At 65.1% G+C, this 24,740-nt stretch carries 26 protein-coding genes and 1 tRNA gene; 17 read left to right on the top strand and 10 right to left on the bottom strand.

All coding sequences use genetic code 11. From position 1 onward, the window contains the following. Positions 1–5 precede the first annotated feature (5 nt). Positions 6–707: a dihydrofolate reductase family protein gene (locus QX034_RS21940; protein WP_315728386.1), complete on the bottom strand. Its 702-nt coding sequence runs from the start codon at positions 705–707 to the stop codon at positions 6–8. Between the two features lie 11 nt (positions 708–718). Then, a complete protein-coding gene (locus QX034_RS21935) occupies positions 719–1,996 on the bottom strand; it encodes an MFS transporter (protein WP_315728388.1) in 1,278 nt (425 codons plus the stop codon). A gap of 286 nt (positions 1,997–2,282) precedes the next feature. Between QX034_RS21935 and QX034_RS21930 the strand changes: the two genes are divergently transcribed. Further along, complete coding sequence (locus QX034_RS21930) at positions 2,283–3,296, top strand: sensor histidine kinase (RefSeq protein ID WP_315731443.1); 1,014 nt, start codon at positions 2,283–2,285, stop codon at positions 3,294–3,296. 745 nt (positions 3,297–4,041) lie between these two features. Here QX034_RS21930 and QX034_RS21925 read toward each other — a convergent pair. The 3 genes from QX034_RS21925 to QX034_RS21915 form a co-directional block, all read right to left on the bottom strand. Further along, on the bottom strand, positions 4,042–5,718 hold the full coding sequence (locus QX034_RS21925; protein ID WP_315728392.1) for an FAD-dependent oxidoreductase: 1,677 nt from the start codon (positions 5,716–5,718) through the stop codon (positions 4,042–4,044). A 66-nt stretch (positions 5,719–5,784) separates the two neighbouring features. Beyond that, positions 5,785–6,249: a MarR family winged helix-turn-helix transcriptional regulator gene (locus QX034_RS21920; protein ID WP_315728394.1), complete on the bottom strand. Its 465-nt coding sequence runs from the start codon at positions 6,247–6,249 to the stop codon at positions 5,785–5,787. Between the two features lie 179 nt (positions 6,250–6,428). Then, positions 6,429–6,505: transfer RNA gene (locus tag QX034_RS21915), tRNA-Pro, on the bottom strand. Positions 6,506–6,788: 283 nt separating this feature from the next. Between QX034_RS21915 and QX034_RS21910 the strand changes: the two genes are divergently transcribed. The 5 genes from QX034_RS21910 (at position 6,789) to QX034_RS21890 (ending at position 11,030) form a co-directional block, all read left to right on the top strand. Beyond that, entirely contained in the window at positions 6,789–7,778 is a 990-nt protein-coding gene (locus tag QX034_RS21910; RefSeq protein ID WP_316195781.1) for an L-threonylcarbamoyladenylate synthase, read from the top strand. A gap of 18 nt (positions 7,779–7,796) precedes the next feature. Beyond that, on the top strand, positions 7,797–9,224 hold the full coding sequence (locus QX034_RS21905; protein WP_315728398.1) for an FAD-binding oxidoreductase: 1,428 nt from the start codon (positions 7,797–7,799) through the stop codon (positions 9,222–9,224). Positions 9,225–9,396: 172 nt separating this feature from the next. After that, on the top strand, positions 9,397–9,825 hold the full coding sequence (locus QX034_RS21900; protein ID WP_316188542.1) for a hypothetical protein: 429 nt from the start codon (positions 9,397–9,399) through the stop codon (positions 9,823–9,825). 131 nt (positions 9,826–9,956) lie between these two features. Further along, the gene (locus tag QX034_RS21895) at positions 9,957–10,433 is read left to right on the top strand and encodes a GNAT family acetyltransferase (protein WP_316188543.1); all 477 of its coding nucleotides are present in this window, start codon (positions 9,957–9,959) and stop codon (positions 10,431–10,433) included. Between the two features lie 15 nt (positions 10,434–10,448). Then, positions 10,449–11,030: an NUDIX domain-containing protein gene (locus tag QX034_RS21890; protein WP_316166875.1), complete on the top strand. Its 582-nt coding sequence runs from the start codon at positions 10,449–10,451 to the stop codon at positions 11,028–11,030. 101 nt (positions 11,031–11,131) lie between these two features. Here QX034_RS21890 and QX034_RS21885 read toward each other — a convergent pair whose 3' ends face one another. Continuing rightward, positions 11,132–11,902 (bottom strand): SOS response-associated peptidase, encoded by a 771-nt coding sequence (locus QX034_RS21885; RefSeq protein ID WP_315706874.1) that lies wholly within the window; start codon positions 11,900–11,902, stop codon positions 11,132–11,134. 63 nt (positions 11,903–11,965) lie between these two features. Here QX034_RS21885 and QX034_RS21880 point away from each other — a divergent pair, with 63 nt between their 5' ends. The 4 genes from QX034_RS21880 to QX034_RS21865 all read left to right on the top strand — a co-directional run bounded on the left by QX034_RS21880 (position 11,966) and on the right by QX034_RS21865 (position 13,895). Further along, a complete protein-coding gene (locus QX034_RS21880; protein ID WP_315706873.1) occupies positions 11,966–12,514 on the top strand; it encodes a hypothetical protein in 549 nt (182 codons plus the stop codon). 70 nt (positions 12,515–12,584) lie between these two features. Beyond that, on the top strand, positions 12,585–13,004 hold the full coding sequence (locus QX034_RS21875; RefSeq protein WP_315706872.1) for an NUDIX hydrolase: 420 nt from the start codon (positions 12,585–12,587) through the stop codon (positions 13,002–13,004). A gap of 61 nt (positions 13,005–13,065) precedes the next feature. Then, a complete protein-coding gene (locus QX034_RS21870) occupies positions 13,066–13,443 on the top strand; it encodes a TIGR02301 family protein (protein WP_315706871.1) in 378 nt (125 codons plus the stop codon). 185 nt (positions 13,444–13,628) lie between these two features. Then, positions 13,629–13,895, top strand: a complete 267-nt coding sequence (locus tag QX034_RS21865; RefSeq protein WP_315706870.1) for a hypothetical protein — start codon at positions 13,629–13,631, stop codon at positions 13,893–13,895. 185 nt (positions 13,896–14,080) lie between these two features. Here QX034_RS21865 and QX034_RS21860 read toward each other — a convergent pair whose 3' ends face one another. Beyond that, positions 14,081–15,415 (bottom strand): dihydroorotase, encoded by a 1,335-nt coding sequence (locus tag QX034_RS21860; protein WP_315767423.1) that lies wholly within the window; start codon positions 15,413–15,415, stop codon positions 14,081–14,083. Between the two features lie 200 nt (positions 15,416–15,615). Between QX034_RS21860 and QX034_RS21855 the strand changes: the two genes are divergently transcribed. From QX034_RS21855 to QX034_RS21825, 7 genes are all read left to right on the top strand, one after another. Continuing rightward, positions 15,616–16,497: a folate-binding protein gene (locus QX034_RS21855; protein ID WP_315706868.1), complete on the top strand. Its 882-nt coding sequence runs from the start codon at positions 15,616–15,618 to the stop codon at positions 16,495–16,497. Beyond that, positions 16,494–17,135 (top strand): DNA-3-methyladenine glycosylase I, encoded by a 642-nt coding sequence (locus tag QX034_RS21850; RefSeq protein ID WP_315765220.1) that lies wholly within the window; start codon positions 16,494–16,496, stop codon positions 17,133–17,135. Before QX034_RS21855 ends, QX034_RS21850 begins: the two co-directional genes overlap by 4 nt. Beyond that, the gene (locus QX034_RS21845) at positions 17,132–17,746 is read left to right on the top strand and encodes an HD family hydrolase (protein WP_315765223.1); all 615 of its coding nucleotides are present in this window, start codon (positions 17,132–17,134) and stop codon (positions 17,744–17,746) included. The genes QX034_RS21850 and QX034_RS21845 overlap by 4 nt, the downstream gene beginning before the upstream one ends. A 4-nt stretch (positions 17,747–17,750) precedes the next feature. Further along, on the top strand, positions 17,751–17,990 hold the full coding sequence (locus QX034_RS21840) for a hypothetical protein (RefSeq protein ID WP_315706865.1): 240 nt from the start codon (positions 17,751–17,753) through the stop codon (positions 17,988–17,990). After that, positions 17,987–18,229 (top strand): hypothetical protein, encoded by a 243-nt coding sequence (locus QX034_RS21835; protein ID WP_315706864.1) that lies wholly within the window; start codon positions 17,987–17,989, stop codon positions 18,227–18,229. The genes QX034_RS21840 and QX034_RS21835 overlap by 4 nt, the downstream gene beginning before the upstream one ends. An 18-nt stretch (positions 18,230–18,247) precedes the next feature. After that, entirely contained in the window at positions 18,248–18,754 is a 507-nt protein-coding gene (locus QX034_RS21830; protein ID WP_316184006.1) for a protein tyrosine phosphatase, read from the top strand. Positions 18,755–18,915: 161 nt separating this feature from the next. After that, positions 18,916–21,621 (top strand): DUF2339 domain-containing protein, encoded by a 2,706-nt coding sequence (locus tag QX034_RS21825; RefSeq protein WP_315706862.1) that lies wholly within the window; start codon positions 18,916–18,918, stop codon positions 21,619–21,621. A gap of 3 nt (positions 21,622–21,624) precedes the next feature. Here QX034_RS21825 and QX034_RS21820 read toward each other — a convergent pair whose 3' ends face one another. The 3 genes from QX034_RS21820 to QX034_RS21810 all read right to left on the bottom strand — a co-directional run bounded on the left by QX034_RS21820 (position 21,625) and on the right by QX034_RS21810 (position 24,645). Then, the gene (locus QX034_RS21820) at positions 21,625–23,313 is read right to left on the bottom strand and encodes a methyl-accepting chemotaxis protein (protein WP_315706861.1); all 1,689 of its coding nucleotides are present in this window, start codon (positions 23,311–23,313) and stop codon (positions 21,625–21,627) included. Between the two features lie 272 nt (positions 23,314–23,585). Next, a complete protein-coding gene (locus QX034_RS21815; protein ID WP_315706860.1) occupies positions 23,586–23,819 on the bottom strand; it encodes a DUF6894 family protein in 234 nt (77 codons plus the stop codon). Positions 23,820–24,021: 202 nt separating this feature from the next. Further along, the gene (locus QX034_RS21810; RefSeq protein WP_315706859.1) at positions 24,022–24,645 is read right to left on the bottom strand and encodes a hypothetical protein; all 624 of its coding nucleotides are present in this window, start codon (positions 24,643–24,645) and stop codon (positions 24,022–24,024) included. Positions 24,646–24,740 lie beyond the last annotated feature (95 nt).

Genomic DNA, 24,740 nt, shown 5'->3' with positions numbered 1-24,740 from the left:
GAAGGTTACCGTGAGGCCTCGTTCTGGATCTCATATCGCAGCAAGATGGCACCGCCGTCCAGCAGCTGGCTGCTCTCCAGCGTCATCTCGGTAACGGGCGCGCGTTGATCGGCCTCCGCTTCGGTCGAATCGAACACACTCGGTGCGCCCTTGGCGCCGTCGACCGCCGGACAGATGATCAGGTTCAGCTCATCGACCAGCCCGGCGCGCAGGAAAGCGCCATTGGCTCCGCCGCCACCTTCCAGCAGCAGCCGCTTCACGCCGAGGTCGCGATTGAGACATTCAAGCGCGAGTGCGAGATCGATCTGCGTGCGTCCGGCGAAGATGTAGGACACGCCCTCGCTGCGCAGGCCGGCCAGATGCGCATCCGATACCGCCTCGGTGAGCACCACCACGATGGGATCGCCGCCAATGTCAGAGCGGCCCCAGGCAATCTTGCCGCTGGCATCGAGCACGACGCCATAGGCGTCGGCGTCGCGCCGGGGCAGCCAGGCGGTCCGCGGAAAGACTTGATCCGTTGTGGCCGGATAGGGCTTGCCCTTGGCGAACTCCTGTCCGGTGACGCGGCCGATCAGCCATGCGTCGCCATCGAGCTGATCATGCACGCGCTCGAACAGATCGCCGGCCGCCCCCTTTGGACGCCAGCGGCTCGGAAGCGCGCGTCCATCGACGCTTGCAGCCATCAGGCAGATCACATGCGGCTTCATGCCATCCTCGTTCAATGCGGTTCAATTCTCGTGAGGCCGACCTTGGCGGGTGCGGTCTCAGGGATCAGGCTCATTGCGACCAGCCCTGCGGCTGCAGCCAACAACAGATACCAGGACGGCGCCAGCGGATCGCCGGAGACATGGAGCAGCCAGGTCACCACGAGCTGCGCGGTGCCGCCGAAAGTCGCGATTGCGACGGCATAGATGGTGGCGAACACGCCGCCGCGGATTTCCTGCGGCAACGCTTCGGTGAAACTCGCATAGAACGCTGTGTAGGGCAGCGACCCGATCAGCGACAGCACGCCGAAGCCGAACAACAAGGAGGCGACGCCGGGGGCACGCACGATCCAAAGAAAGATCGGATAGGTCAGCACCAGCACGACCAGCTGCGGCCAGATCATCACGGGCTTGCGACCATGGCGATCGGCCAGCCACCCGCCCAGGATCGCGCCCAGGATCTGCAGGCCGTTGCTGACGACCGAGACGGCAAAGGCGAGGTTCGCGGCGACGTTCAGCGTGGTCTTGGCATAGGTCGTCATGTACTGGGTGACGTAGGTCGAGATCGTCCCGCTCGCCAGGATCATCAGCGCCAGCACGATCAGGCGGAGATGCCGGCGCGACAGCGCAAGGTGACCCGACTTCGTGATCTCCTTCGATCCATCCTCGCCGCGACGGATGGTTTCCGGCAGGCTCCGCCGCATCCACAGTCCAAAGGGCAGGCACGCAGCGCCGATCAGGAACGCGATCCGCCAGCCATAGGCGTCCAGCGCCTCCGGCGACATCGCGGCGCTCAGGATGACGCCGACCAGGGCGCCCGCGGTCGCGGCGATCTCCTGGCTCGTCGGCTGCCACGCAACCACCAGGGCGCGGCGCTCGGGCGCGGCAATCTCCAACAGATAGGCCGTGGTCGGCCCGACCTCACCGCCGAGCGCAAAGCCCTGCACCATGCGGGCGAGGATGACGATGACCGGCGCCGCGAGGCCGATCGCGGCATAGGACGGCGTGAGCGCGATCGTGAGGATCGCCACGCCCATCAGCGCGAAGCTGAGCAGCATCGCAGGCCGCCGGCCGACCCGATCCGAATAGATGCCGAGCACGATGCCGCCGATCGGCCGGGTGACGAAGCCGGCGCCGAAGGTCGCGAGCGACAGCATCAGACTGCCATAGGCGGTATGGGCGGGAAAGAAGGCGTGGCCGATCTCGACCGCGAAGAAGCTGTAGGTGATGAAATCGTAGAACTCGAGCATGTTGCCGACGGTGGCGGCAAATGCGGCACGCTGGACGCTCAACGGCTTTTCCCCTGCGATGTCCAACGCCAATTCCGGCTCTCCGCTGGCCTGCTCCAGGCGGCAATTGTTCAGACCTGAACGACTTGAAACCCATGTGGCACGGCGGGGTTCCAGCGGGCAGCGTCGCGGCACGATCCCCATCGCCTGCCGGGTCGGCGCGCGCAAACGTTGACACTCTCGAAGCATTATATTCAGTATGCCGCAAGGCCGGCTACGGCTCTGGCCGCATGGGGTGATGCTCGTGCCGCAATCATCGATAGCTCCAGTCGGTCTTTGTGTGGTCGGCTTGGCGGCTTCTCTCTCCCGACAGAGCACGCCGGGAGGCCCCCGGAGAGACCAACAGGCCGTCCTCGACAAGATCATCAGGTTTGCCGATGAGACCCGCCCCCTGTCGTGGCGAGCCGCGACCGTTGCCGCCGCTTGTGTATTATCGGCCACGGTGCTTCGCCTGCTGGTCCCCTGGCTCGGGACCGAAGTTCCTTTCGCGACCTATTTCCCGGCAATCCTGCTGACGGGTCTCTTGGCCGGCGCGCCCGCTGCCTTCGGCGCCGCGATCGCATCGACACTCATCGCATGCTGGGCGTTCATGACGCCCAGGTTCGCATTCACTGCGGACAAGCTGTCCTGGCCGCTCCTCGCGTGGGCGGTCTCGGTTTCCCTTCTGCTCGTGTTCACCCATTACAGCCGCCTCATCATGCTGCGAATGAGGGCGAGCCAGCAGGAGCACGAGCTGGTCGCGCGTGAGCTCGAACACCGGGGCCGCAACACCTTTGCGGTGATCCAGACCGTGGTGCAGCAAGCGCTGATCGATCAACCGGAAGCGGCAGACGCGATCCTTGGCCGGATCAGGGCGATCAAATACGCCAATGACCTCGTGCTCAACCAGCAGGCGCACGCGGCCTTTATCGATGCGATCCTCAAATACGAATTCGCGCCTTACGGGTCCGACCGATACCTGCTCAAAGGTCCCGAGGTCAGCGTTTCGCCGGACGTCGCTCGCTATCTGGTGTTGATCGTGCACGAACTCGTCACCAATGCCGTGAAGCATGGCGCGCTGGCGACGCCGGAAGGAACGGTCCATGTCAGCTGGCAGGCCCAGGACGGGAAGGCCGTGCTTCGCTGGAGCGAAACGGCAACGGCCGTTTCGAGCGCGGCTCCCGATCCCCGGAGAAAAGGATTCGGCACCAAGCTGATCGTCCAATGCCTCAAGCCCTTATCCGGACGGATCGAGACATCGTTCGATGAGCGCGGCATACGCCATGTCATCGAATTCGCATTGCAGACGGTTCAACAACGCTGAGCGACCATTAGACACCACGATCCACGCGCCGACGCGGCCTCGCAGCGCAGATGCGCCCGAGCTTTGCGGCAGGTCCGCCCTCTTGCAATGAGGGCACAGGGAAGGCCGGACCTCGGCTGAGGCCCGTGGCCCGCCTGCAGAAAAAAAGCAGGCGGCAGTCACCACAGGTCAGCCGGATGATCCGGCCTTCCCTGCGCGGTGGCTTTACGGATGCTCCGTGATCTCCCTGGTGCACCGGGCTTTCTGGCCACCATCACCAGCGCGACGCGTCAGCGTCGTCGCAAGCTTAACACCAGCGTCGGGGTGTCAGGACCACACGGCTTGGCCGTCCGCGACAAGCTGCGCTCGTCATCGCGCAGCTCACCACGGCCACCGCATCCCGCCTCCACGTTCGTGACGACGCGTACGCCCCTTCGATGAGGCGGGACGGATGAGATATAACATGATTTCTGAAAAAACGAAACATAATTTTGTGGCGACGAGCACGCTATTTTGGGGGACGGCCATCCCGCTTCCGTCGCGACCAAACCGAGCAAACGCGGCCAGGAGGGCATAAAGTTCAGGCTGAAGTTCTCTACAGCGCTCCCAAGACAGGCTTGGCAGCTCAAGCGCGACCTCAAGGAAGCGCCGTCGCGCCGCCTCTAGGTGAAGCTCCGGCGATCTATTGTGCCGCGGACGATTTATCGTCGAGCATCGCGGGCTGGACCGCGCGCCGAGATGCGCGGCGGATCGTTCGCCTACACGACTACCTGTGATCGTGAGCTGGGTGCCCGAGCGCGCGCGCCAGCACCCGCCCGAACATATCGGCCTGCGATGCGCTGCCGCGCCAGGCCACGATCTGATCGGGACGTATCAAGGCAAGATCCGCCTCATAGAGATCGCGCAAGCCTCGTGGCAATGAGACGATCTTCAGATCGGCACCGAGCGCGCGTGCAGGATCCATCAACCTGTCTGGGTCGGATAGGACGTCACCGAACTGCAGCAGCGTCCATTCAAAGCCGAATAGATCGTACAGCGACGCGCCCTGCTCCAGCCAGACGTGCGGCGCGCGACCGCCGGGACAGGCGCTCGGCACATAAACATTGGCGGAGTCCGGCGGCGGCAGGCTGCCGTCGGAGACGATGATCGGCGAACCATCGTAACGTCCGCCAAAGGTGATGCCGGGAATGTTGAACTCGGCGCGTGCATGCTGGTCGAGATAGGCACCCGCGGTGCGCCTGGCCCGCTCGCCCGCGTCCGTGCCGTCCTCGATCTCCGGTGCGGCGGCAAACAGGCCGAGCGAGTCGGCAAACCGGCGCGCATGATCGGTGTTGCGCAGCGCCACTGGACGGCGTTCGCACGCGTAGCTGTCGAGCAGCGCAGGCGGGCTCACGCCGTTGACGACGCTGGCGAGCTTCCAGCCGAGATTGACGGCATCCTCGATCGCGGTGTTGTAGCCGAGGCCGCCGGTCGGCGTGAACAGATGCGCCGCGTCGCCGCCGAGAAAGACGCGCCCGCGCTGCATGCCCTCCGCAACCAAGGCATGACCTGCGGTCCAAGTGAGAAACGAGAGCACCTCGCATGCGACCGGCGCCCCGCAGGCGCGTTGAAACGCGGCCTTCGCGTCATTCACGGTGATCGCGCTCTCGTCCTCTCCGAGCCGGAGCTGGGTGTGGAAGGCGAATTCGTCGTGCCCGTTCACCGAGGCCATGAAGGCGCGGCGGTCGCGATTGAAGCAGTTGTACATCCACGCCTTGGCATGCGGGACGCTTTTGTAGAAGTCCTGAGAACGCAGATAGACCGCCAGCATGCGGCCGCCCATGAAGTCGCGTTGGATTCCTGTCATCCCGCCGTAGGAAATCCCGAGCGACTGCCGCACCATCGAGCGCGGACCGTCGGCCCCGACCAGGAAGTCGGCGCGGACCTGAAAGCGGCGGCCATCGTCCAGGCACTCGATCTCGCCGATGATGCCGTCGTCGCGCTCGACATAACTGATCAGCCGGTGCGCGTAATGAAGCCTGATTCCAGAAAGCCGCTCGGCATGCGCCCGCAGGATGGCCTCCACAAACTTCTGCGACACGCGATGCGGCAGTTCGGCGGCGCTCCATGAGCCCGACAGGCCTTTGACGAGCTCGGTCGCGCGACTTGAGGACGGCAGCTGGAAGCGTGCCAACTCGTAACCGGTGTAACGGGTGAAGTAGGCGACGTCGGTCGGATAGTCGGCGGGCAAGCCGGCGCGCCTGATCTCGTCGGCGAAGCCCAGCCGCCGATAATGCTCCATCGACCGGGCCTGGGTCGCATTGGCCTGCGGATTGAAGGCTGTCCCGGGCTTCTCATCGATCAGGACGGCCGACACGCCGCGTTGGCCGAGCTCGTTCGCCAGCATGAGCCCGCAAGGGCCGCCACCCACAATCAGGACGGAGGCGGTCAGACCTGTCTCCAAGATGCTTCTCCCCCGAACGACATTTATTCAGGGTAAGGCGCTCAGCCAGATAGTCAAGTTACCTGACTATTTCTCCTCCTCGAGCGTGTCGAACTCGGTGCCATAGGCCGCGAGCCCGTTGAGAATGGCATCCATGGCTGCCTCGCCGAGTGCGGCGCGCATCTCGCGCTCGGCGACATCAACCGCATCGCGGAATGCATCCAGCCAAACCAGGCCCGCGGGCGTGAACCGGACGATACGGGCGCGCCGGTCGCTCGGGTCGGCAAGCCGCTCAACAAGCCCCAGCGCCATGCACTGATCGACCAGCTCACCCATCGCCTGCTTGCTCATCGAAGCCCGCCGGGCCAGCTCCGTCAGCCGCGTCCCCTCCACGTCGAGATTTCGGGTGAGATTGACATGCGCGATCCGCGTCTGGCCGTGGCCGCTCGCGCTCATGAGCTCAAGGACGCGCGCTTCGAAACGGCGCACCGCATTGTTGAGCAGCCGGCCGACATTGGCATGCCGCCACGCGGTTCCTGAGGCCCTGGTCATCGGACGAACCCGCCTGGCTGAGGATCGCGCATGCAATGCACAAGCTCCTGACCGCCCACTGAAGCGCCTCAAGAGTGATGCGGCAGCAAGCGCAAGTGAAAGGCTAACCTGATGGCCTTAACCTGCGTCCAGCATCGATTGGAAGGGAGTCGTCGCCGGAATTGACGATGGTCGGGAAATGGTCGGAGCGGCAGGATTCGAACCTGCGACCCCTGCGTCCCGAACGCAGTGCTCTACCGGGCTGAGCCACGCTCCGACTTGGGAAGCCGGCTTATAGCGTCGGGTTTCGCCCTCCGCAAGGCACAGGCGCAACGAAATCTGAAGGAAATCATCTCCCGCCAGCGGCGAGTTAAGCCCTTGCCGCAACGAGGCTTTGCCGCAAGGCCATTGGAGGCGACGCGGCGAGAGAGTACGGTCCGGCCGGAAACCGAGCCCACCCACCCCGATTGGCTCCCGCGAACCACGCCGGAGGCCGATCGAGCTCTCCCGATCAGGGAGCTGAACCGAAACCGCAAAAATCACGCTGATCGCTGCCATTCATGTCCGTACCCGAGACAATCGCCTCCAAAACCGAAGTCCTGCCGGCCGATCCGGCCGGGATTGATGCGGCCGCGGCGACGCTGGCCCGCGGCGGGCTGGTCGCGTTCCCGACCGAGACCGTCTATGGGCTCGGCGCCGATGCCGCCAATGCCGGCGCGATCGCAAGGCTCTATGCGGCCAAGGGCCGGCCGGCCTTCAACCCGCTGATCGCCCATGTCGCCGACCTTGCGGCTGCGCGGCGGATCGGCCGATTCGATGCGACCGCGGAAAAGCTGGCTGCGGCGTTCTGGCCGGGGCCGCTGACCCTGGTCCTGCCGAAGACCGCGGACTGTGCGGTCGCGGAGCTCGCGACGGCCGGCCTCGATACGGTCGCGATCCGGGTGCCGGCGCACCCCCTCGCCCACACCCTGCTCGCCGCTTTCGGCGGACCGGTGGTGGCGCCATCCGCCAACATCTCCGGCCATGTGTCGCCGACCACGGCCGCCCATGTGCAGGCCGACCTGACCGGCCGGATCGACCTGATTCTGGATGGCGGCCCGGTGCATGTCGGGGTCGAATCCACCATCGTCGGCTGTTTCGAGCAGCCCAGCCTGTTGCGGCCCGGCGGTGTGCCGACCGAGGCGATCGAGGCCGTGCTCGGCGAAAGGCTCGCCCGGCCATCGGCCGAGGCGGCCGCGCCATCCGCACCGGGCATGCTGGCCTCGCATTACGCGCCGCGCGCCGCGGTGCGGCTCGAAGCGACATCGCTTGCCCCGGGCGAGGCGCTGCTCGCGTTCGGCTCCCAAACCCTGCATGGCGCGGACCGCGCGGCGGCCGTGCTGAACCTGTCCCCCACCGGCGACCTGGCGGAGGCAGCGACGCATCTTTTCGGCTATCTTCGCGCGCTCGACGCCAAGGATGCGCGCGCCATCGCCGTGATGCCGATCCCGCATGAGGGACTCGGCGAGGCCATCAACGACCGGCTGCGCCGCGCCGCCGCACCGAGATAACACTGGAAGCAAGACACGATGAACATCAGCCAGCCCGCCGTGCCGCCATTGCCGCCCGACCTGATCGCGAAATTCGCCGCCATCGTCGGCGAGCGCCAGGCGCTGACCGAGGCGAGCGACATCGCGCCCTACGTCACCGAGGAGCGAAATCTGTTCCACGGCCGCTCGCCGCTGGTGCTGCGGCCGGGATCCACAGCCGAGGTCGCGGCGATCTGCAAACTTGCCAGCGAGCATCGGATCGCGCTGGTGCCGCAGGGCGGCAACACCGGGCTCGTCGGCGGCCAGACACCGCATCACGGCGAGGTGGTGGTGTCCTTGAAGCGCCTGGACAAGATCCGCGAGATCGACACCGCCTCCAACACCATGACCTGCGAGGCCGGCGTGGTGCTGCAGGTGGCGCAGCAGAAGGCGGCCGAGGTCGACCGGCTGTTTCCGCTCTCGCTCGGCGCCGAAGGCAGCTGCACCATCGGCGGCAATCTCTCCACCAATGCCGGCGGCACCGCTGCGCTCGCCTATGGCGTGGCGCGCGAAATGGCGCTCGGGCTCGAAGTGGTGCTCGCGGACGGCCGCGTGCTCAATGCGCTGTCGAAGTTGAAGAAGGACAATACGGGCTACGATTTGCGCAACCTCTTCATTGGCGCCGAAGGCACGCTCGGCATCATCACCGCGGCCAGCCTGAAACTGTTTCCGAAGCCGCGCGCGATCGAGACCGCCTTTGTCGGGCTGAAATCGCCGGCCGATGCGCTCAAGCTGCTGTCCATCGCGCAGAGCGAGGCGGCCGGCGCGCTGACGAGCTTCGAGCTGATCGCGGCGATCGCGCTCGATTTCTCGATCCGGCATGCCGCCGGCAATCGCGATCCGCTATCCTCGAAGCATTCCTGGTATGTGCTGATGGAGCTGTCGTCGGCACGCGACGACGCCCGCGCCACGCTGGAGACGATCCTCGAAAAGGGCCTCGAGGACGGCATCGTCGACGACGCCGCGATCGCCGACAGCCTGGCGCAGCGCATGGCGTTCTGGAAGCTGCGCGAGGACATCTCGGCGGCACAGAAGCCCGAGGGCGGCTCGATCAAGCACGACATCTCGGTGCCGGTCGCGGCGGTGCCCGCGTTCATTGCCGAGGCCAACGAGGCGGTGGTGAAGCTGATTCCGGGCGCGCGCCCGGTGCCATTCGGCCATCTCGGCGACGGCAACATCCACTACAATGTCAGCCAACCGGTCGGCGCCGATACGAGCCAATATCTGGCGCGCTGGCACGAGGTGAATGCGGTTGTATTCGAGATCGTGCTGCGCATGGGCGGCTCGATCTCGGCCGAGCACGGCATCGGCGTGCTCAAGCGCGACGAATTGCCCGACGTGAAGGACAAGACCGCGATCGCGCTGATGCGCTCGCTGAAGGCGATGCTCGATCCGCTCGGCATCATGAATCCGGGGAAGGTGCTGTAGCCGAAGCGACGCGGCCGTGACCTGACAGAAATCTGTCAGACACGCGCGCTAAGAGGTTGTGAAGGAACACCCTGTCTTCGAGGCAATCATCAGAAGCTCCATACCAAACGCGATAGACTTACTTGGTCGTGCTGACGCGCTGGTCTTACCAAGATGACAATCCGGAAAACTCATGAAGATTGGCGACGCAGTTGATCGTTTCCTGCAAGCTCTTATCCGAACAGTTGGTGGATACTTGTCCGGTCTTACCTCATACGAAGTTATTGAACTTAGTGACGCGTTGTATTTTCGTGTGCCAAAGGCGAAGCTCGATTTGAGATGTGTAGGGCCTGGCGGGCCTGAACTAATCCAATCAATGGAGCTTTCGATCGACGAAGCTAAGGACATTTTTCGGGCAATCCAGTTGGCAATCGACAGTCGAGAGTGTACCGCAGTCACGGTAGGTGGGCTGAAGTGGGTGACAGATGCACGATCTCACCCCCAGGTCGACCAGATTATTATGATGTTTGATGGACCGATCGGGCGCACGCGGCAGCTGGCGCGGCGAGGGGACGTCGTGAGGGCGATCGCAGAGTTCAATAGACGGTTTGGGCCGATCTAATCGGCAATAAGGCTGGGGGAGTTCGATGGGACTGAATTGGCGCCTGCCGAAATTTTCGGCAAGTTGAGTATACGGATTGGAACCACCAGCTAAACACGCGCTTTCGATTCTGCGACATCAAGAGTTCCGAAATGGATATCGTCCAAAGTCCTGACATCCAAAACCTTGACAATCAAAGCCTTGCCATCGCGCCCATCGGCGACGATGACGTGCCGACCGTGATCGCCTTGTGGGAGCGCTGCGGGCTGACAAGGCCGTGGAACGATCCGGCCTCCGACATCGCACTGGCGCGCAGCGGCGACAACGCCACCATCCTGCTCGGCCGCGACGGCAACACGATTGTCGCCTCGGTCATGGTCGGCCATGACGGCCATCGCGGCTGGGTCTATTACGTCAGCGTCGATCCCGATCACCGCGGCCGCGACCACGGCCGTAGCATCATGAACGCGGCGGAGGACTGGCTGCGCCAGCGCGGCGTCGCCAAGCTGATGCTGATGGTGCGCTCGGACAACAGCAAGGTGCAGGCGTTCTACGAAAAGCTGGATTATTCTGAGCAGGATCGCGTCATCTATGCCAAATGGCTCGACGGTCGCGAGGCGACACCGTAACCTTCCGGAATCCCGATGAGCATTTCCGATCGCATCCGCGTCGAAGACGTCCGCGTGCTCTCGCAGAGCTACGGTAAGCTGACCAACACCAAGCTGGCGTGGCGACGCGACGACGGCAGCTGGCAGACCCAGCAGCGCGAGGTCTACGATCGCGGCAATGCGGCGGCGATCCTGCCTTATAATCTGCAAAAGCGCAGCGTCATCCTGGTCAAGCAGTTCCGCTATCCGGCTTTTGTCAACGGCCACGACGATCTCCTGATCGAGGCCGCCGCCGGACTGCTCGACGACGCCACGCCGGAAGAGCGCATCCGCCTGGAGACGGAAGAAGAGACCGGCTACCGCCTGCATGACGTCAAGTTCGTGTTCGAGGCCTTCATGAGCCCGGGCGCGGTGACCGAGAAGATCCATTTCTTCGTCGCCGAATATGAGCCGCAAATGCGCGTCAGCGCCGGGGGCGGCCTCGCGCATGAAGGCGAGGAGATCGAAGTTTTACAACTATTGATTGAAGATGCCCTGGCAATGATCTCCAATGGGCGCATCGTCGATGCCAAGACCATCATGCTGCTGCAACATGCGGCGCTGAAGATTTTCGTCTAGAGCGGATCGCGCGATTCGATCGGGCATCCCGGCCAACACTGGCGCGCAACGATTGACGCCAGTGATCATGGGCCTGCGCTTTCGCCGGGCGAGGAGCGAATTCAAAACAAACTGCCCTGCCCGTCGTCCTGAGGCGGCGCTGGCGCCTTTCGCGCAACCGCCTTCTTCGGGGCTTTTTTCGGCGCCTCCTGCGCCGCGCGCTCTTCGTCCGTGATCGGCAGGATCAATTGCGCGTCGTCATTGGCGACGGAGTTGACGCGTGTCGAGACCTCGTACCAGCTGAACACGCCGTCCTCCGGCGGCCCGAGCAGCTGCATCGCCTCGTCGACATCATGAGCATTGCAGTCCAGCCATAATGTAAAATCGGCCGGACTGATGGTGACGGGTACGCGATGGTGCAAACCGGCGAGTTCGGCGCTTGCAGCTGCAGTGACGATCGCCACCGTGTCGACCTCCTCGCCATTGGGCCCGGCCCAGGTCTCGGCGAGAGCCGCAAACCCCATCGGCGCACCGTCGCGACGATGGATGAAGAACGGCCGCTTGCGGCCATCCGCGCTCTGCCATTCATAATAGCCGTCGGCGGGAACCAAGCACCGCCGCCGCTTCAGTGCGTTCTTGAACGCGGGCTTCTCGCGCACGGTCTCGCCGCGTGCGTTGATCAGCAACGTGAAATTACGGGGATCCTTGACCCAGGCCGGAACCAAGCCCCAGCGCATCAAGCGAAAATGTCGCGCGCCGTTATCGAGGATGATAACGGGAATGGGTTGCGTCGGTGCGATGTTGTGGCGCGGCGGGAAGTTCGGCAGCTCCTCGTAACCGAACATCTGCCGCAATGCTGCGGGTGGTGAAGTAATGACGAAACGTCCGCACATAATCCCACTCAAATTATTTGACCGTTCAGGACCTTTTAACTCCAAACGCCAACACTGCAGCGGATGAGCACAGCGGCCCTACCACCCGTGCAGACCGATCGCACGAACGAGCAAGTGACGGGCACCGTTGATCGTGCCGCAATGCTGCGCGCCGCCAACATCAACCCACGCACCGGGCTCGCAACCGACTACCTCAATCATTTCAACGAAGCGGTGATGCTGCTGGAAATGATCCCGGACATGCCGGAATGCGCCGAAGATTTTCTGGCATGGAAGCCGCTCAGTTATGCAGAGCATTTCACCGCGACCAATTTCAAGGCCCGCGATCTCGTCATCGAGGCCTATGAAACGGCCGATCCTTCGATTCGCGAACGATTCGATCACATCACCAAAACCATGACCGACATCCTGCTCGCTGTCGGAACGGCGATGCGCGACGCCAAGCAGGATGCGACCCGCGCCAGGCTGGCCACCCAGGCCACAGGCTGGGTCAAACCCTTGATCGCAGAGGCCGGCGGCTTGATCAATGGCGACCTCGAACCGGATCCTGTTCCCGACGAGGGCGAGATCGACGAGGTCGATGCCGTCGACGCCATCATGGCGAGCTTCTGATCGAAGCGGATTTGGACCGCTGCAAGCCTGACGTAAGATGGCGGTACCGTCACTCCGGAGCCTCGCCGCGATGTCCCCGACCGCCACGCCGAACCATCCCCAGCTCGCGGTTAGTGCCGCCATCTTTCGCGCGAACAAGCTGCTGCTGGTCCGGCGCGCACGCGCCCCTGCCAAGGGGGTCTACACCCTGCCCGGCGGCCGCGTCGAGTTTGGCGAGCCGCTCCATGTGGCCTTGCGCCGCGAGGTCGAGGAGGAAACCGCTCTGTCGATCGACATCGTCGCCCTCGCCGGCTGGCGCGAGGTGCTGCCCGAGACCACCGGCGGCGGCCATTTCGTGATCCTGCCCTTTGCCGCGCGCTGGCGCGCCGGCGAGGTACGGCTCAACGCCGAGCTGGATGATTTCCAATGGCTGGCACCGGATGCGCTCGGCGGCCTGACGCTGACCGCGGGCCTGCCCGAGATCGTCGCGGCGTCTCAACGGCTACTGTAAGGTCAGCGCGACCTGTTCCGCCTTGCCTCCGCACCTTGCGAAGGCCTATCACGGACCCCTGATGTCGAAACGTCTCCTGGCCGTCCTTCTCGTCATTGCGGCGTGCGCCGCGGCGCCTGCGCGCGCACAGCAGGCGGCTGCCCCGTTCGACGGCGACCTGCAGCGGCTCGCCGAAATCCTCGGCGCCCTGCATTACCTCCGCGGCATCTGCGGCGCCAATGAGGGCGCCAAATGGCGCAACCAGATGCAGGCGCTGATCGATGCCGAAACGCCCTCAGGCGACCGCCGCACCCGCATGATCGCGGGCTTCAACCGCGGCTATAACGGCTTCCAGCAGACCTATCGCACCTGCACGCCGGCAGCGATGGTGGCGATCCGCCGCTATATCGACGAGGGCGCGAAGATCTCGCGCGACCTCACGGCGCGCTACGCCAACTGATCCAGTCGAACACTCTGTTCGCCGCGCCCGTGGCAGCGCATCGTGGTCAGACCATCCACGCGATTATGCGATCCCGTTAACCTTTCCTAAAGAACTGCCTAGGCGCGCGCCCTGGCCGTGGTAAACAGCTCGGGTCCGGCGCGCCCGCCCGGAGAATCGCGCCAACAGTCCGACCGACAGTCTTCATGAGCCATTCCGTACCCTTCAGCACCGTCCACGCCGTCCTGCCCGATCACGAGCAGAAGCAGGCCGCGCTCAGCTATCTCAACGAGGCCTGGGCGGAAGCGCGCCATGATGGCGTCGACGGCGATTGCCTGGCCCAGGCGAGCCTGTTCGCCGCCTTGGCCGAGCTGGTCGGCACCTATGGGGAGGACGCCGTCGCGACCTTCGTGGAAGCGCTGTCGACCCGGGTGCGCCACGGCGAGTTCTCGCTGTCGCGCGCGACGCAGTAGCCGCAGCACTCCGCTATCGTCGTCCGGCATGACCGGACACGCCGGTATTCCAGAGACGCCAGTCTTGTAGGGTGGGCAAAGCGAAGCGTGCCCACCACCTTCCGGCACGGCAGGCGCACGGCGCTTTCCGTCACCGCGAACGCGAAAACATCGTCGCGCGCCTTTGCCCACCCTACGATTCTTGATCAGGGCTTCAGCGTCTCCAGGAACCGCACCGGCTCGCCGGTCGCAGGCGTCAACAGCTCGCCCTGCCACATCACCCGCCTGCCGCGGACGACGGTGCCGACCGGCCAGCCGGTCACGCGCAGGCCGTCGTAAGGGGTCCAGCCGGCGCGCGAAGCGACCCATTTGTTGGTGATGGTCTCGCTGCGCTTCAAATCGACGATGGTGAGATCGGCGTCGTAGCCCGCGGCGATCCGGCCCTTGCAGGCGATGTCGTAGAGCCGCGCGGGGCCGGCGCTGGTGAGATCGACGAAACGCTGCAGCGAGAGCCGCCCGGCATTGACGTGGTCGAGCATGATCGGCACCAGCGTCTGCACGCCGGTCATGCCGGACGGCGAGGCGGGATAGGTCTTCGCCTTCTCCTCCAGCGTATGCGGCGCGTGGTCGGAGCCCAGAATGTCCACGATGCCCTGCTCGACGCCCCACCAGATCGCGTCGCGATGATCGGCCGAACGGACCGGTGGGTTCATTTGAGCGTGGGTGCCGAGCCGCTCGTAACATTCGGGCGCGGCGAGCGTCAGATGATGCGGCGTCGCCTCCACCGAAGCGACATCCTTATGGTCGCGCAAAAACGCGATCTCCTGCTTGGTCGAGACGTGCAGCACATGGATGCGCTTTCCCGTCTCGTGCGCGAGGGTGACCAGCCGCTGCGTCGCCAGCAGCGCCGCCTCTTCGTCGCGCCACACCGGATGTGAACGCGGATCGTCCTCGACGCGCAGGCTCTTGCGATCGTTCAGGCGGTATTCGTCCTCGGCGTGGAAGGCCGCGCGGCGGCGGATCACCTGGAAGATGCGACGCAGGCTGTCGTCGTCCTCGACCAGCAGCGAGCCGGTGGACGAGCCGACGAACACCTTCACCCCGGCGCAGCCTTCGGCGCGCTCCAGCACCGGAAGCTGCTCGACATTCTCGCGGGTGCCGCCGATGAAGAAGGCGAAATCGCAATGCATGCGATGCCGGCCGGCGCTCACCTTCTCCGTGAAGGCCCGCTCGGTCACCGTCAGCGGATTGGTGTTCGGCATCTCAAACACTGCGGTGACGCCGCCCATCACGGCGCTGCGCGAGCCCGTCTCGAGATCTTCCTTATGCGTGAGCCCAGGCTCACGGAAATGCACCTGGGTGTCGATGACGCCGGGCAGGATATGCAGACCCTTGCAGTCGATCACCTCGGCAGCCGAGGCCCCGCCGAGCGCGCCGATCTCGGCGATCCGGCCGCCGGTGATACCGACGTCGCGCACGCCCTCGCCGTCCTGATTGACGACGGTGCCGGATTTCAGAATGAGGTCGAAGCGCTGGCTCATGATCCCTCGTAGGATTTCATTCTCCACACGGCTTGGCGCAGCAAGCGATCATGCTACACGCCTGCCCATTTGCTAGTCTGCTGCAGGCAGTTCAACTTCATCTTGAGAATGAAGCCACCCTGCGACACCGTTTCCGCCTTGTGGTTTGTGCCAGGGCGGCTTACGTTTCGGTGCGGCGTGTCGCAAGAGGTTTTTGCAGAATGAAAGCGACCTTTCTCCCCGACCGGGGCGTGGTCCAGGTCAGCGGCGCCGACGCACGCAAGTTCCTGAACGGCCTTGTCACCACCGATGTCACCAAGCTCCATCCTGGCGAGGCGCGGTTCGGCGCCCTGCTGACGCCGCAGGGCAAGATCATCGTCGATTTCCTGATCGCCGAGATGCCCTCCGAGGCTGGCGAGCGCTTCCTGCTCGACTGCCCGCGGGCACTGGCCCAGGCGCTGACCGACAAGCTCAACTTGTACAAGCTGCGCGCCAAGATCAGCATCGAAAACCTGTCCGATCGGCTCGGCGTCGTCGCGGCCTGGGGCGGCACGCCCGCAGCTCGGCCGGAGTTGAGCTTTGCCGACCCGCGACGGCCCGAACTCGGCTGGCGCGCGATCGCGCCGCAGGACGAGCTGCCGCGCGTGGCCGCCGAGCTAGGCGCCGAGATCGCCGATGTCGGCGCCTATGATGCCCAACGGATCGCTCACAGCGTCCCTCAGGGCGGCCTCGACTTCGCCTATGGCGATGCCTTCCCGCATGAGACCAACATGGACCGCCTGAACGGCGTCGATATCGGCAAGGGCTGCTATGTCGGCCAGGAGGTCGTCAGCCGCATGCATCATCGCGGCACCACGCGCACCCGCGCGGCTCAGGTGACGCTAGAGGGACCCGCGCCGGAACCGGGCACGCCAGTGGTCGCGGGCGACAAGACGGTCGGCACGATGGGCTCGGCGGCGGCGCAGGCGGGTATCGCGCTGCTGCGCATCGACCGCACGACCGAGGCGATCGAGACCGGCACGCCGCTGACCGCGGGCGGTCTCGCCCTGCGGGTGGTCGATCTCGAGGCGCTACAGGGCGCACCGAAGCAAACCGTGGCATGAGCAGATCTGCGCGCCTTCATCCTGATGGTCTGAGGCGATGTCCTTGGCCGGGCGACGATCCGTTTTACGTCGCCTATCACGACTCCGAATGGGGCGTGCCGGAATATGACGATCGCGCGCTCTATGAAAAGCTGATCCTGGACGGCTTCCAGGCCGGGCTGTCCTGGATCACGATCCTGCGCAAGCGCGACAATTTCCGTCGCGCCTTCGACGATTTCCAACCGGAGAAGATCGCCCGCTACACCGACAAGAAGATCCACGCGCTGATGAACGATGCCGGCATCGTCCGCAACCGCGCCAAGGTCGAGGGCACGATTCTGAGCGCCAAGGCTTGGCTCAAGATCCAGGAGCAAGGCGAGGGCTTCTCGAAATTCCTGTGGGACTTCGTCGACGGCCGGCCCAAGGTGAACGAGTTCAAGACCACCGCGAGCGTGCCGGCCTCGACCCCGCTCTCGATCAAGATCTCCAAGGAACTATCGACCCGCGGCTTCAAATTCGTCGGGCCCACGATCGTCTACGCGTTCATGCAGGCGACCGGCATGGTCAACGATCATCTCGTCACCTGCTTCTGCCACGAGACCTGCAGCGGCAAACGCCGCACTCCGCGCCTCAAAGCCCCGCACCCCAAAGCCCTATGAGCGTCAAGAAGGCTTCACCCGGCCAGACCCGCGTCTGGCAGCGCATGCTGTCGGGCCGCAGGCTCGATCTGATCGACCCCTCCCCGCTCGACATCGAGATCGCCGACATCGCCCATGGGCTCGCGCGCGTGGCGCGCTGGAACGGCCAGACGCGCGGGGCGCACATCTTCTCGGTGGCGCAACACACGCTACTGGTGGAGGCCGTGATGCGCGCGCGCAATCCGAACATCGACGACCGGCTGCGGCTCGCCGCCCTCCTGCATGACGCACCGGAATATGTCATCGGCGACATGATCTCGCCGTTCAAGGCGGTGCTGGGAGCGGACTACAAGACGGTCGAGAAACGCTTGCTGGGCGCGATCCACATCCGCTTCGGCCTGCCGGCGGAGCTCGCTCCTGACATCGAGAGGCAGATCAAGGCCGCCGATCGCGGCGCCGCCTATCTCGAGGCCACGGAGCTTGCGGGCTTCTCCGAGAGCGAGGCCAAGCGGCTGTTCGGCCGCGATCCCGACCTGCCCGAAGCGACACGCGTCGACTACCTGACGCCGTGGAGCGCCTCGAAGGCCGAGAAACGCTTCCTGACGCGCTTCAATGCCGTTCTAGGGACCTGATGCGATGCCGCTGACGCCGGACGAACGCCGCAATGAGCGGCTGAAGCTGCTTGCGAACTGGGCCAATACCTTGGCGACCGCGATCATCTCCGTCGGAGTCTTCGTCCCGATCGGCCAGGAGATCTATGGGTTCCTGCCCCAGAGCACCGACCCCACCCTGGTCTACGTTTCGGCCCCGGTTTGCTTTGCGGCGGGTTTGCTCCTACATTTAGGTGCACAGTGGCTTCTGGGAGGCCTCCGATGACGGTCGGTCAGATCTATGCTTTGAGCATGCCGTTGGCAGTCGCGGCCATGGTGTGGATCCTTGCCCTGTTCATCCGCCGCCCCTGGGCCGAGAAGCCCGTCGAGGCCCCGTCCCAGCCCACGCCGGCCCGGCGCGAACGTCTCTTCGATCGTCTCGAGCGGCTGAATGCCGAGATCGAGGGCAACGCCTCCCTCGCCCGCCAGCAGCTGCGCCAGCTCAAGCGACATCGACAACCCTGAACGCGACATCTTTTCGGGATGATCCACGTCTGCTCTCTCGCCGCCCTGCCCGACACCGTCCGCCGCACGCGCGCCAGCCACGTGCTGACGATCATGGCCAATGTCGACCAGGTGCTGACGCCCGAGGCCATCCTGCCGCACAATCACCTCAAGGTTTCGGTGGACGACATCACCGAGGAGATCGAGGGCTTCGTCGCGCCCTGCGAACACCACGTGGCGCAGGTTCTCGACTTCGTCCGCGGTTGGGACCGCAAGGCGCCGCTGGTGGTGCATTGCTATGCCGGCATCAGCCGCTCGACCGCCAGCGCCTTCGCGGCCGCCTGCGCGCTCAATCCGCACCGCGATGAGTTCGCGATCGCAAAGGCCATCCGCGCGGCTTCGCCCATCGCCGCACCGAACCGCCTGATCGTCAGCCTTGCCGACGCGGCGCTGGGGCGGGAAGGACGCATGATCCGCGCCATCGACGCGATCGGCCCGGGCGCGATGTCGACCGAAGGCCGGCCGTTCCGGATCGAGCTCGACTGAGCGGATCGATGCGGGCGGTTTGAACTTTTGCCAGCGGGATCGAGACTTACGGGAACCTGCCATCTGCTCCATTGGCCGCGGTCCGGCCAGCTGGGGAATGACGCGGTGCGGTTGACCTTTGCGGCAACCGCCGGACCCCGGCACCGAGTTCGAGACGCAGCATGTTCGACTGGCCGCTAGACTGGATTGCGCTCCTGATCGCGATCGGCGCGCTGGTCTTTGCCCGCAAGGCTGCAGGAGAAGCCGCACGCTTGCGCGCACGGCTGGATCGCCTGGAGGCAGGAGCGGGAGCCGAAGCCACGACATTGGTGGCGGTGCCACCGCCGCTCACGCCCGCGCAGGAGCCAGAGGCCTCGCTGGAAGCGGAAGAGTCCGCCGCGCTCCCGCCCGACCAGCCCGAGATCGCCAGCACAAGCGCCGCTGCTGGCCCAGGGGAGACCAGCGACGAAGCGCGGCACCTGCCCCCGCCACTTCCCTCAGCCGCGCCGCAGCCGGCTGCCCAGGGCTTCGAGGAACGGATCGGCACGCGCTGGGTGGTGTGGATCGGCGGGCTTGCGCTCGCACTCGGCGGCTTCTTCCTGGTGCGCTATTCGATCGAGGCCGGCCTGGTCGGCCCTGCCGTGCGCGTAACCCTGGGCGGGCTGTTCGCGCTGGCGCTGCTCGGTTCCGGCGAATGGGCGCGGCGCAAGGAGAGCCTGTCGCAGATCGCGCCGCTACCCATCGCCAACATCCCGGCGATCCTGACCGCGGCGGGGACGGCGGTGGCATTCGCCACGGTCTATGCGGCCTACGCGCTCTACGATTTTCTCGCTCCCGCAACCGCCTTCATGCTGCTCGGGATCGTTGCGCTGGGCACCTTGGCAACGGCCCTGCTGCACGGGCCGGCGCTCGCCGGACTCGGCATTGCCGGCGCCTTCGTCACCCCCGTGCTGGTCTCGTCGGACGAGCCGAACTACTGGGCCCTCTACATCTATCTGGCGGTCGTCACCGCTGCCGCCTTCGCGCTGGCGCGCATCCGGCTGTGGCGCTGGCTCGCGATCACCACGATCGTGCTCGCCTTCCTGTGGACCTTGCCCTGCCTGGATTGCGGGCTGTCGATGGTGGCACCGCACGTCTTCCACGTCGTCGTGGGCTTCGCATTGGCAGCCCTGATCGTCGTCTGTGGCTTCATGTTCGGCCCCGACGCCGCCGGCGACGAGTTCGAGCCGATCTCCTCGGCATCGCTGGCGATCTATTTGTTGGGCGCGATGCTGATCGTGCTAGCCAGCCTGCATGACGGCGTGGCGCTGATCGCCTTCGCGGCGCTGGTCGCGGGCACCCTGATGGTCGCCTGGCGGGCGCCTGCCGCAAGCGGTGCCATCGGCGCGGCGGCGGCGATGGTCTTCATCGTGTTTGCGGAATGGGCGGTGCGCGACAATCCCGACATGCTGGTGTTGCCGGGCGGCGCCCTGCCCGGCATGGGATCGAGCCCGACCGGCGAATCCGTCGCCTTGCATCTCACGATTGCGGCCATCTTTGCCGCCGGTTTCGGCGCAACCGGCTTCCTCGCGCAGGGCCGAAGCCGTCATGCCATCGTACCCATCATCTGGTCGGGCGCCGGCGTCTTCACGCCCGTGGCGCTCCTCGTTGCGCTTTACGCGCGCATCGCCCATCTCGACCGCTCGATCCCGTTCGCGATCCTTGCGGTGCTGCTGGCCGCAGCCTTTGCTGCCGCAACCGAAGCCCTGTCGCGCCGCGAGCCCAGGCCAGGGCTGAACGTCTCGGTCGCGCTGTTTGCGACCGGCGCACTCGGCGCGCTGGCGCTCGCACTGACCTTCGCCCTGGAGAAGGGCTGGTTGACGATCGCGCTCGCGCTGATGTCGCTGGGCACCGCCTGGATCGCCACGCAGCGGCCGATCCCGTTCCTGCGCACCCTCTCTGCTGTCTTCGCCGGCCTCGTGCTGCTGCGGATCGGCTATGAGCCGCGGATCGTCGGTGACGATGTCGGCACCACGCCGATCTTCAACTGGCTGTTGTGGGGCTATGGCTTGCCGGCGGCGTCATTCTGGGCGGCGAGCTCCCAGATGCGGCCGCGCGGCGACGATGCGCCGCTGCGTGCGGTCGAGGCAGCCGCGATCCTGTTCACGGTCCTGCTCGCCTTCCTGGAGATCCGCCACGCCATCAATGGCGGCGACATGCTGGCGGTGCCCTCGCTCGCGGAAGCCGGCCTCGATGTCTGCGTCGCGCTCGCGCTCGCCATCGGCCTCGAACGGCTGCGCCTGCGCAGCGGGAGCGTCATCCATGATGCGGGCGCGGTGCTGTTGACCGTCTTCGCCGTGCTCGGCAGCGTGTTCGGGCTGTTGCTGCTGGAAAACCCGATGATCTCGGATGTCGAGATCAAAGGCCGCATCCTCAATCTGCTGCTGCTCGCCTATGCGTTTCCGGCAATCCTGATGCTGCTGTTGTCCTACGCCGTCGCAGGCCGACGCCCAGTCGTCTACGCCAACAGCCTGGCCGCCGGCGCGCTGATCCTTGCGTTGAGTTACGTCAGTCTGGAAATCCGCAGGCTCTATCACGGCCCCGACCTGGCCGAGGGCGCGACCAGCGGAGCCGAGCAATACACCTATTCGATCGCATGGCTCGGCTTCGGCGTGGTTCTGCTCGGGGTCGGCATCCTGATTCAGTCGCAGCGCGCGCGGCTCGCCTCGGCCGTGGTGATCGCGCTGACGATCGCCAAGGCCTTCCTGATCGACATGTCCACGCTGACGGGCGTCTACCGCGCGCTGTCGTTCATCTGCCTCGGCCTCGTCCTCGTCGCGATCGGCTGGCTGTATCAGAAGATCCTGTTCCGCAAGCGGCTGCCGGAAGCAGCCGCGCCGAGCCAATAAATCTCACGCCGCGCGGACGGACTGCAGGAACTGCGCCACCTCGCGCTTGAGGCGGTCGCTGTCCTGCGCGAGCGACTTCGCCGCGCCCAGCACCTGCGAGGAGGCGCTGCCGGTCTCCGTCGCGCCGCGCTGCACGTCGACGACATTCGACGACACCAGCTCCGTGCCCTGCGCCGCCTGCTGAACGTTGCGCGAGATCTCCTGCGTTGCGGCCCCCTGCTCTTCGACGGCGGCGGCGATCGCGGACGAGATCTCCGAGAGCTTCTCGATCGTGCCTGAGATCGCCTTGATGGCGCCGACCGATTCCTGTGTCGCCGCCTGGATGCCCGAGACCTGCTGGCCGATCTCGTCGGTCGCCCTGGCGGTCTGCTCGGCAAGGGCCTTCACTTCGGTGGCAACCACCGCAAAGCCCTTGCCGGCTTCGCCGGCCCGCGCCGCCTCGATCGTCGCATTCAGCGCCAGCAGGTTGGTTTGCCCTGCGATCGTGTTGATCAGTTCGACCACATCGCCGATGCGAGCGGCGGCCTTGGTCAACTCGCCGACCCGGTCGTTGGTCATCCGCGCCTGCTCGACAGCCTCGAGGGCCATGCGCGCGGAGTCCTGTACCTGACGGCTGATCTCGGTGATCGACGAGGAGAGCTCTTCGGTGGCCGATGCGACGGACTGAACGTTGGTGGAGGCTTCCTCCGAGGCCGCAGCGACCATCGTCGAGATCTGCTGCGAGCGGTTTGCGGTCGACGACAGCGAGGCTGCGGAGTGCTCGAGCTCGGTCGAGGCCGATGACACCGTGTTGACGATGTCGCCGATCGTGGCTTCGAACTGGCGCGTGATGTTGTCGACCCGGCGGCCACGCTCGATCTTGGCTTCGGTATCATGCGCAGCAGCCTCGTCCGCGGCTTTCTTCGCGATCAGCGCCTCCTTGAAGACCTGCAACGTGTCGGCCATCGCGCCGATTTCGGTCGTTTCGCCACGATGCGGAACCTCGGCGCTCAAGTCGCCAGCCCCCAGCGCCTGCATCGGCGTGATGATCGAGGCGATGCCCTGCGACACGCTGCGCACCAGCGAGATTCCGACCGCGATGCCGGCAATCATGGCGGCGCCGATGATCATCAGCACCAGCCAGAAAGCTCTGGCATAGCCCTCGGCAGCCGCCTGCGTCGCCTGTTCCGCCCCCTTGTCGTTGAGCTGGATATCTTGCACGAAGTAATTGTCGGCCGCACGCGCGATCACGGCGACCTGCTTGTCCAGAAGCTCGGTCGCCTCATGCGGGATTCTGCCAACGCTCTTGTGCGACTCGTCCATGACCTGCCGTACACCGACGACATACTTGTCCCAGGCCTGCAACCAATTGTCGTAGATCGCTCGCTCTTCCGGCGACGTGATCAAAGGCTCGTATTTCTTGCGATCGTTTGCGATCGCCTCGAAGATGCCCGCGAGCCGCTTGTCAGCTGCCTGCTTGGCTTCTTCCGTTTCCGACATCACCTGGGCGCGGAGCGCAATGCGCAACAGGTTAATATCGGCGCGCAGCTGGCCGATGGTGCGTACGCTCGGCAGCCAGTTCTCCGCGATGTCGACGGTGTGCGCATTGATCGCGCGCATGCTGTACACGGCAAGAAGGCCGAGGCCCGACGTCGTTGCGAGCATGAAGACGATGACGGCAATGATCTTGGCACGAATGGACAGAGTGGCCATGTGATGTCCCCACCAGGGAGTGCAATCAGCCTGCGAGCTGCGACAACGGCGCATGCGCGTAGGCGGCGCGAACTGCACTCGAATGCGAAATGATCCGATCGGAAATTCCGATCGCCACATTGATGCAGTTCCGCAAAGGGTTCCTTAACCGGAAACTCCGCTCTACTACGGACAACACTCCGATACTGATGAGATCGCCGGTATCGGGGGGAGTGGTCATGGCTGACGCGGCACAGCGGCGCGAGGGACTAAATCAGACTCCGGATCATGCTCTATCCGATGGACTCCGCGACCAAGCGAATTCGAAACACCGGCTGCTTGGCTTCGTCGAGCAATTCCATCCGCCACTCCGCATCTTCCCGAAGGGTACGCGAGATGCCGCCGATCAGGTCGGCGCAGACCGCCGTCAACTCGTTCCACGCCGACTCGCGATTGGCGAATTCGTAAGGCTGATCAGCCGCGCCCGCAAAACGACCGTGACTGATGCGGAAGAAATAAAGCGACATCAACGCCCCTTTTCACATGGCCCCCCTCGACCCAAACTAACCGAGAGTTGCTATCGGGACATGAATCTAGGGGGCCGTGGGACTACGGCGCAATCATTCAAACCGCTTTGCGAGCAGGAGATTTGTTGCGAAACATTGCTGCCCGCAGCCATCGGCTGAGGCGCGCATTGCAGATGTCGGGAGTTGCCGCGAGACGAAGCTATTACTCTGTCGACCGGCGCAATTCGGGAGCGCCCTCCGACTTGCTGTCGGACGGTGCCGCGCTGTTGGCCCTGACCGGCTCCGGCTTCATCGCCTCGGACCTGATCGGCTCGATCTTGCTGCTTTCGACGCGCGGCGTCTCGACCCGTGCGGTCACCTGCGAGCTATCGGCCGCGCCGACAGTACGCGTGCTACGCGCATGCGGGCGCGCCACCGCGCGCGCCATCAACATGGTGGCGCCGCCTTGGTGCTGAAAGTCGCAGTAAGCAAAGCCGAGTCCGGACACGGAGCCGCGGAAACTGCGATCGTCTTTTTTGTCGAGGTTGAAGCAGGGCTCGAACGGCAGGCCCTTCAGCGAGGCGCAGACGTTCTGGCCGCGGATCTGCAACGTGTTGCCGGGCAGGCGGATATGGCGGACCGGACCGGAGCCGGCAAACTGCACCGCACCCGCAGCCCCCATGTCGTCTAGGATGCGGCCCGCGCCGCGCGTGCCATCGACACAGGTAAAGGCGAACACCTTGCCGGCCACAAATTTGCGGGCCTCATCGGCGGTCATCGATCCCCCGATTGCGGGCGCGATCATGGCACCGGCGGTAACGGTCCCCAGGATAAGACGCGCAAGCATGCTGAAACTCCGACCCTAACCATGCAGCGAGCAGGCGATAATACTTTTACCCGATGCTTACCATACCAACCGTGGCAACATTGGAGCAGCTTGGT

Source organism: Bradyrhizobium sp. SZCCHNR3119 (genome assembly GCF_032487775.1).
GTDB lineage: Bacteria > Pseudomonadota > Alphaproteobacteria > Rhizobiales > Xanthobacteraceae > Bradyrhizobium.
Note: the sequence above shows the minus strand (reverse complement) of the source record. Positions and strands in the feature narration are given on the sequence as shown.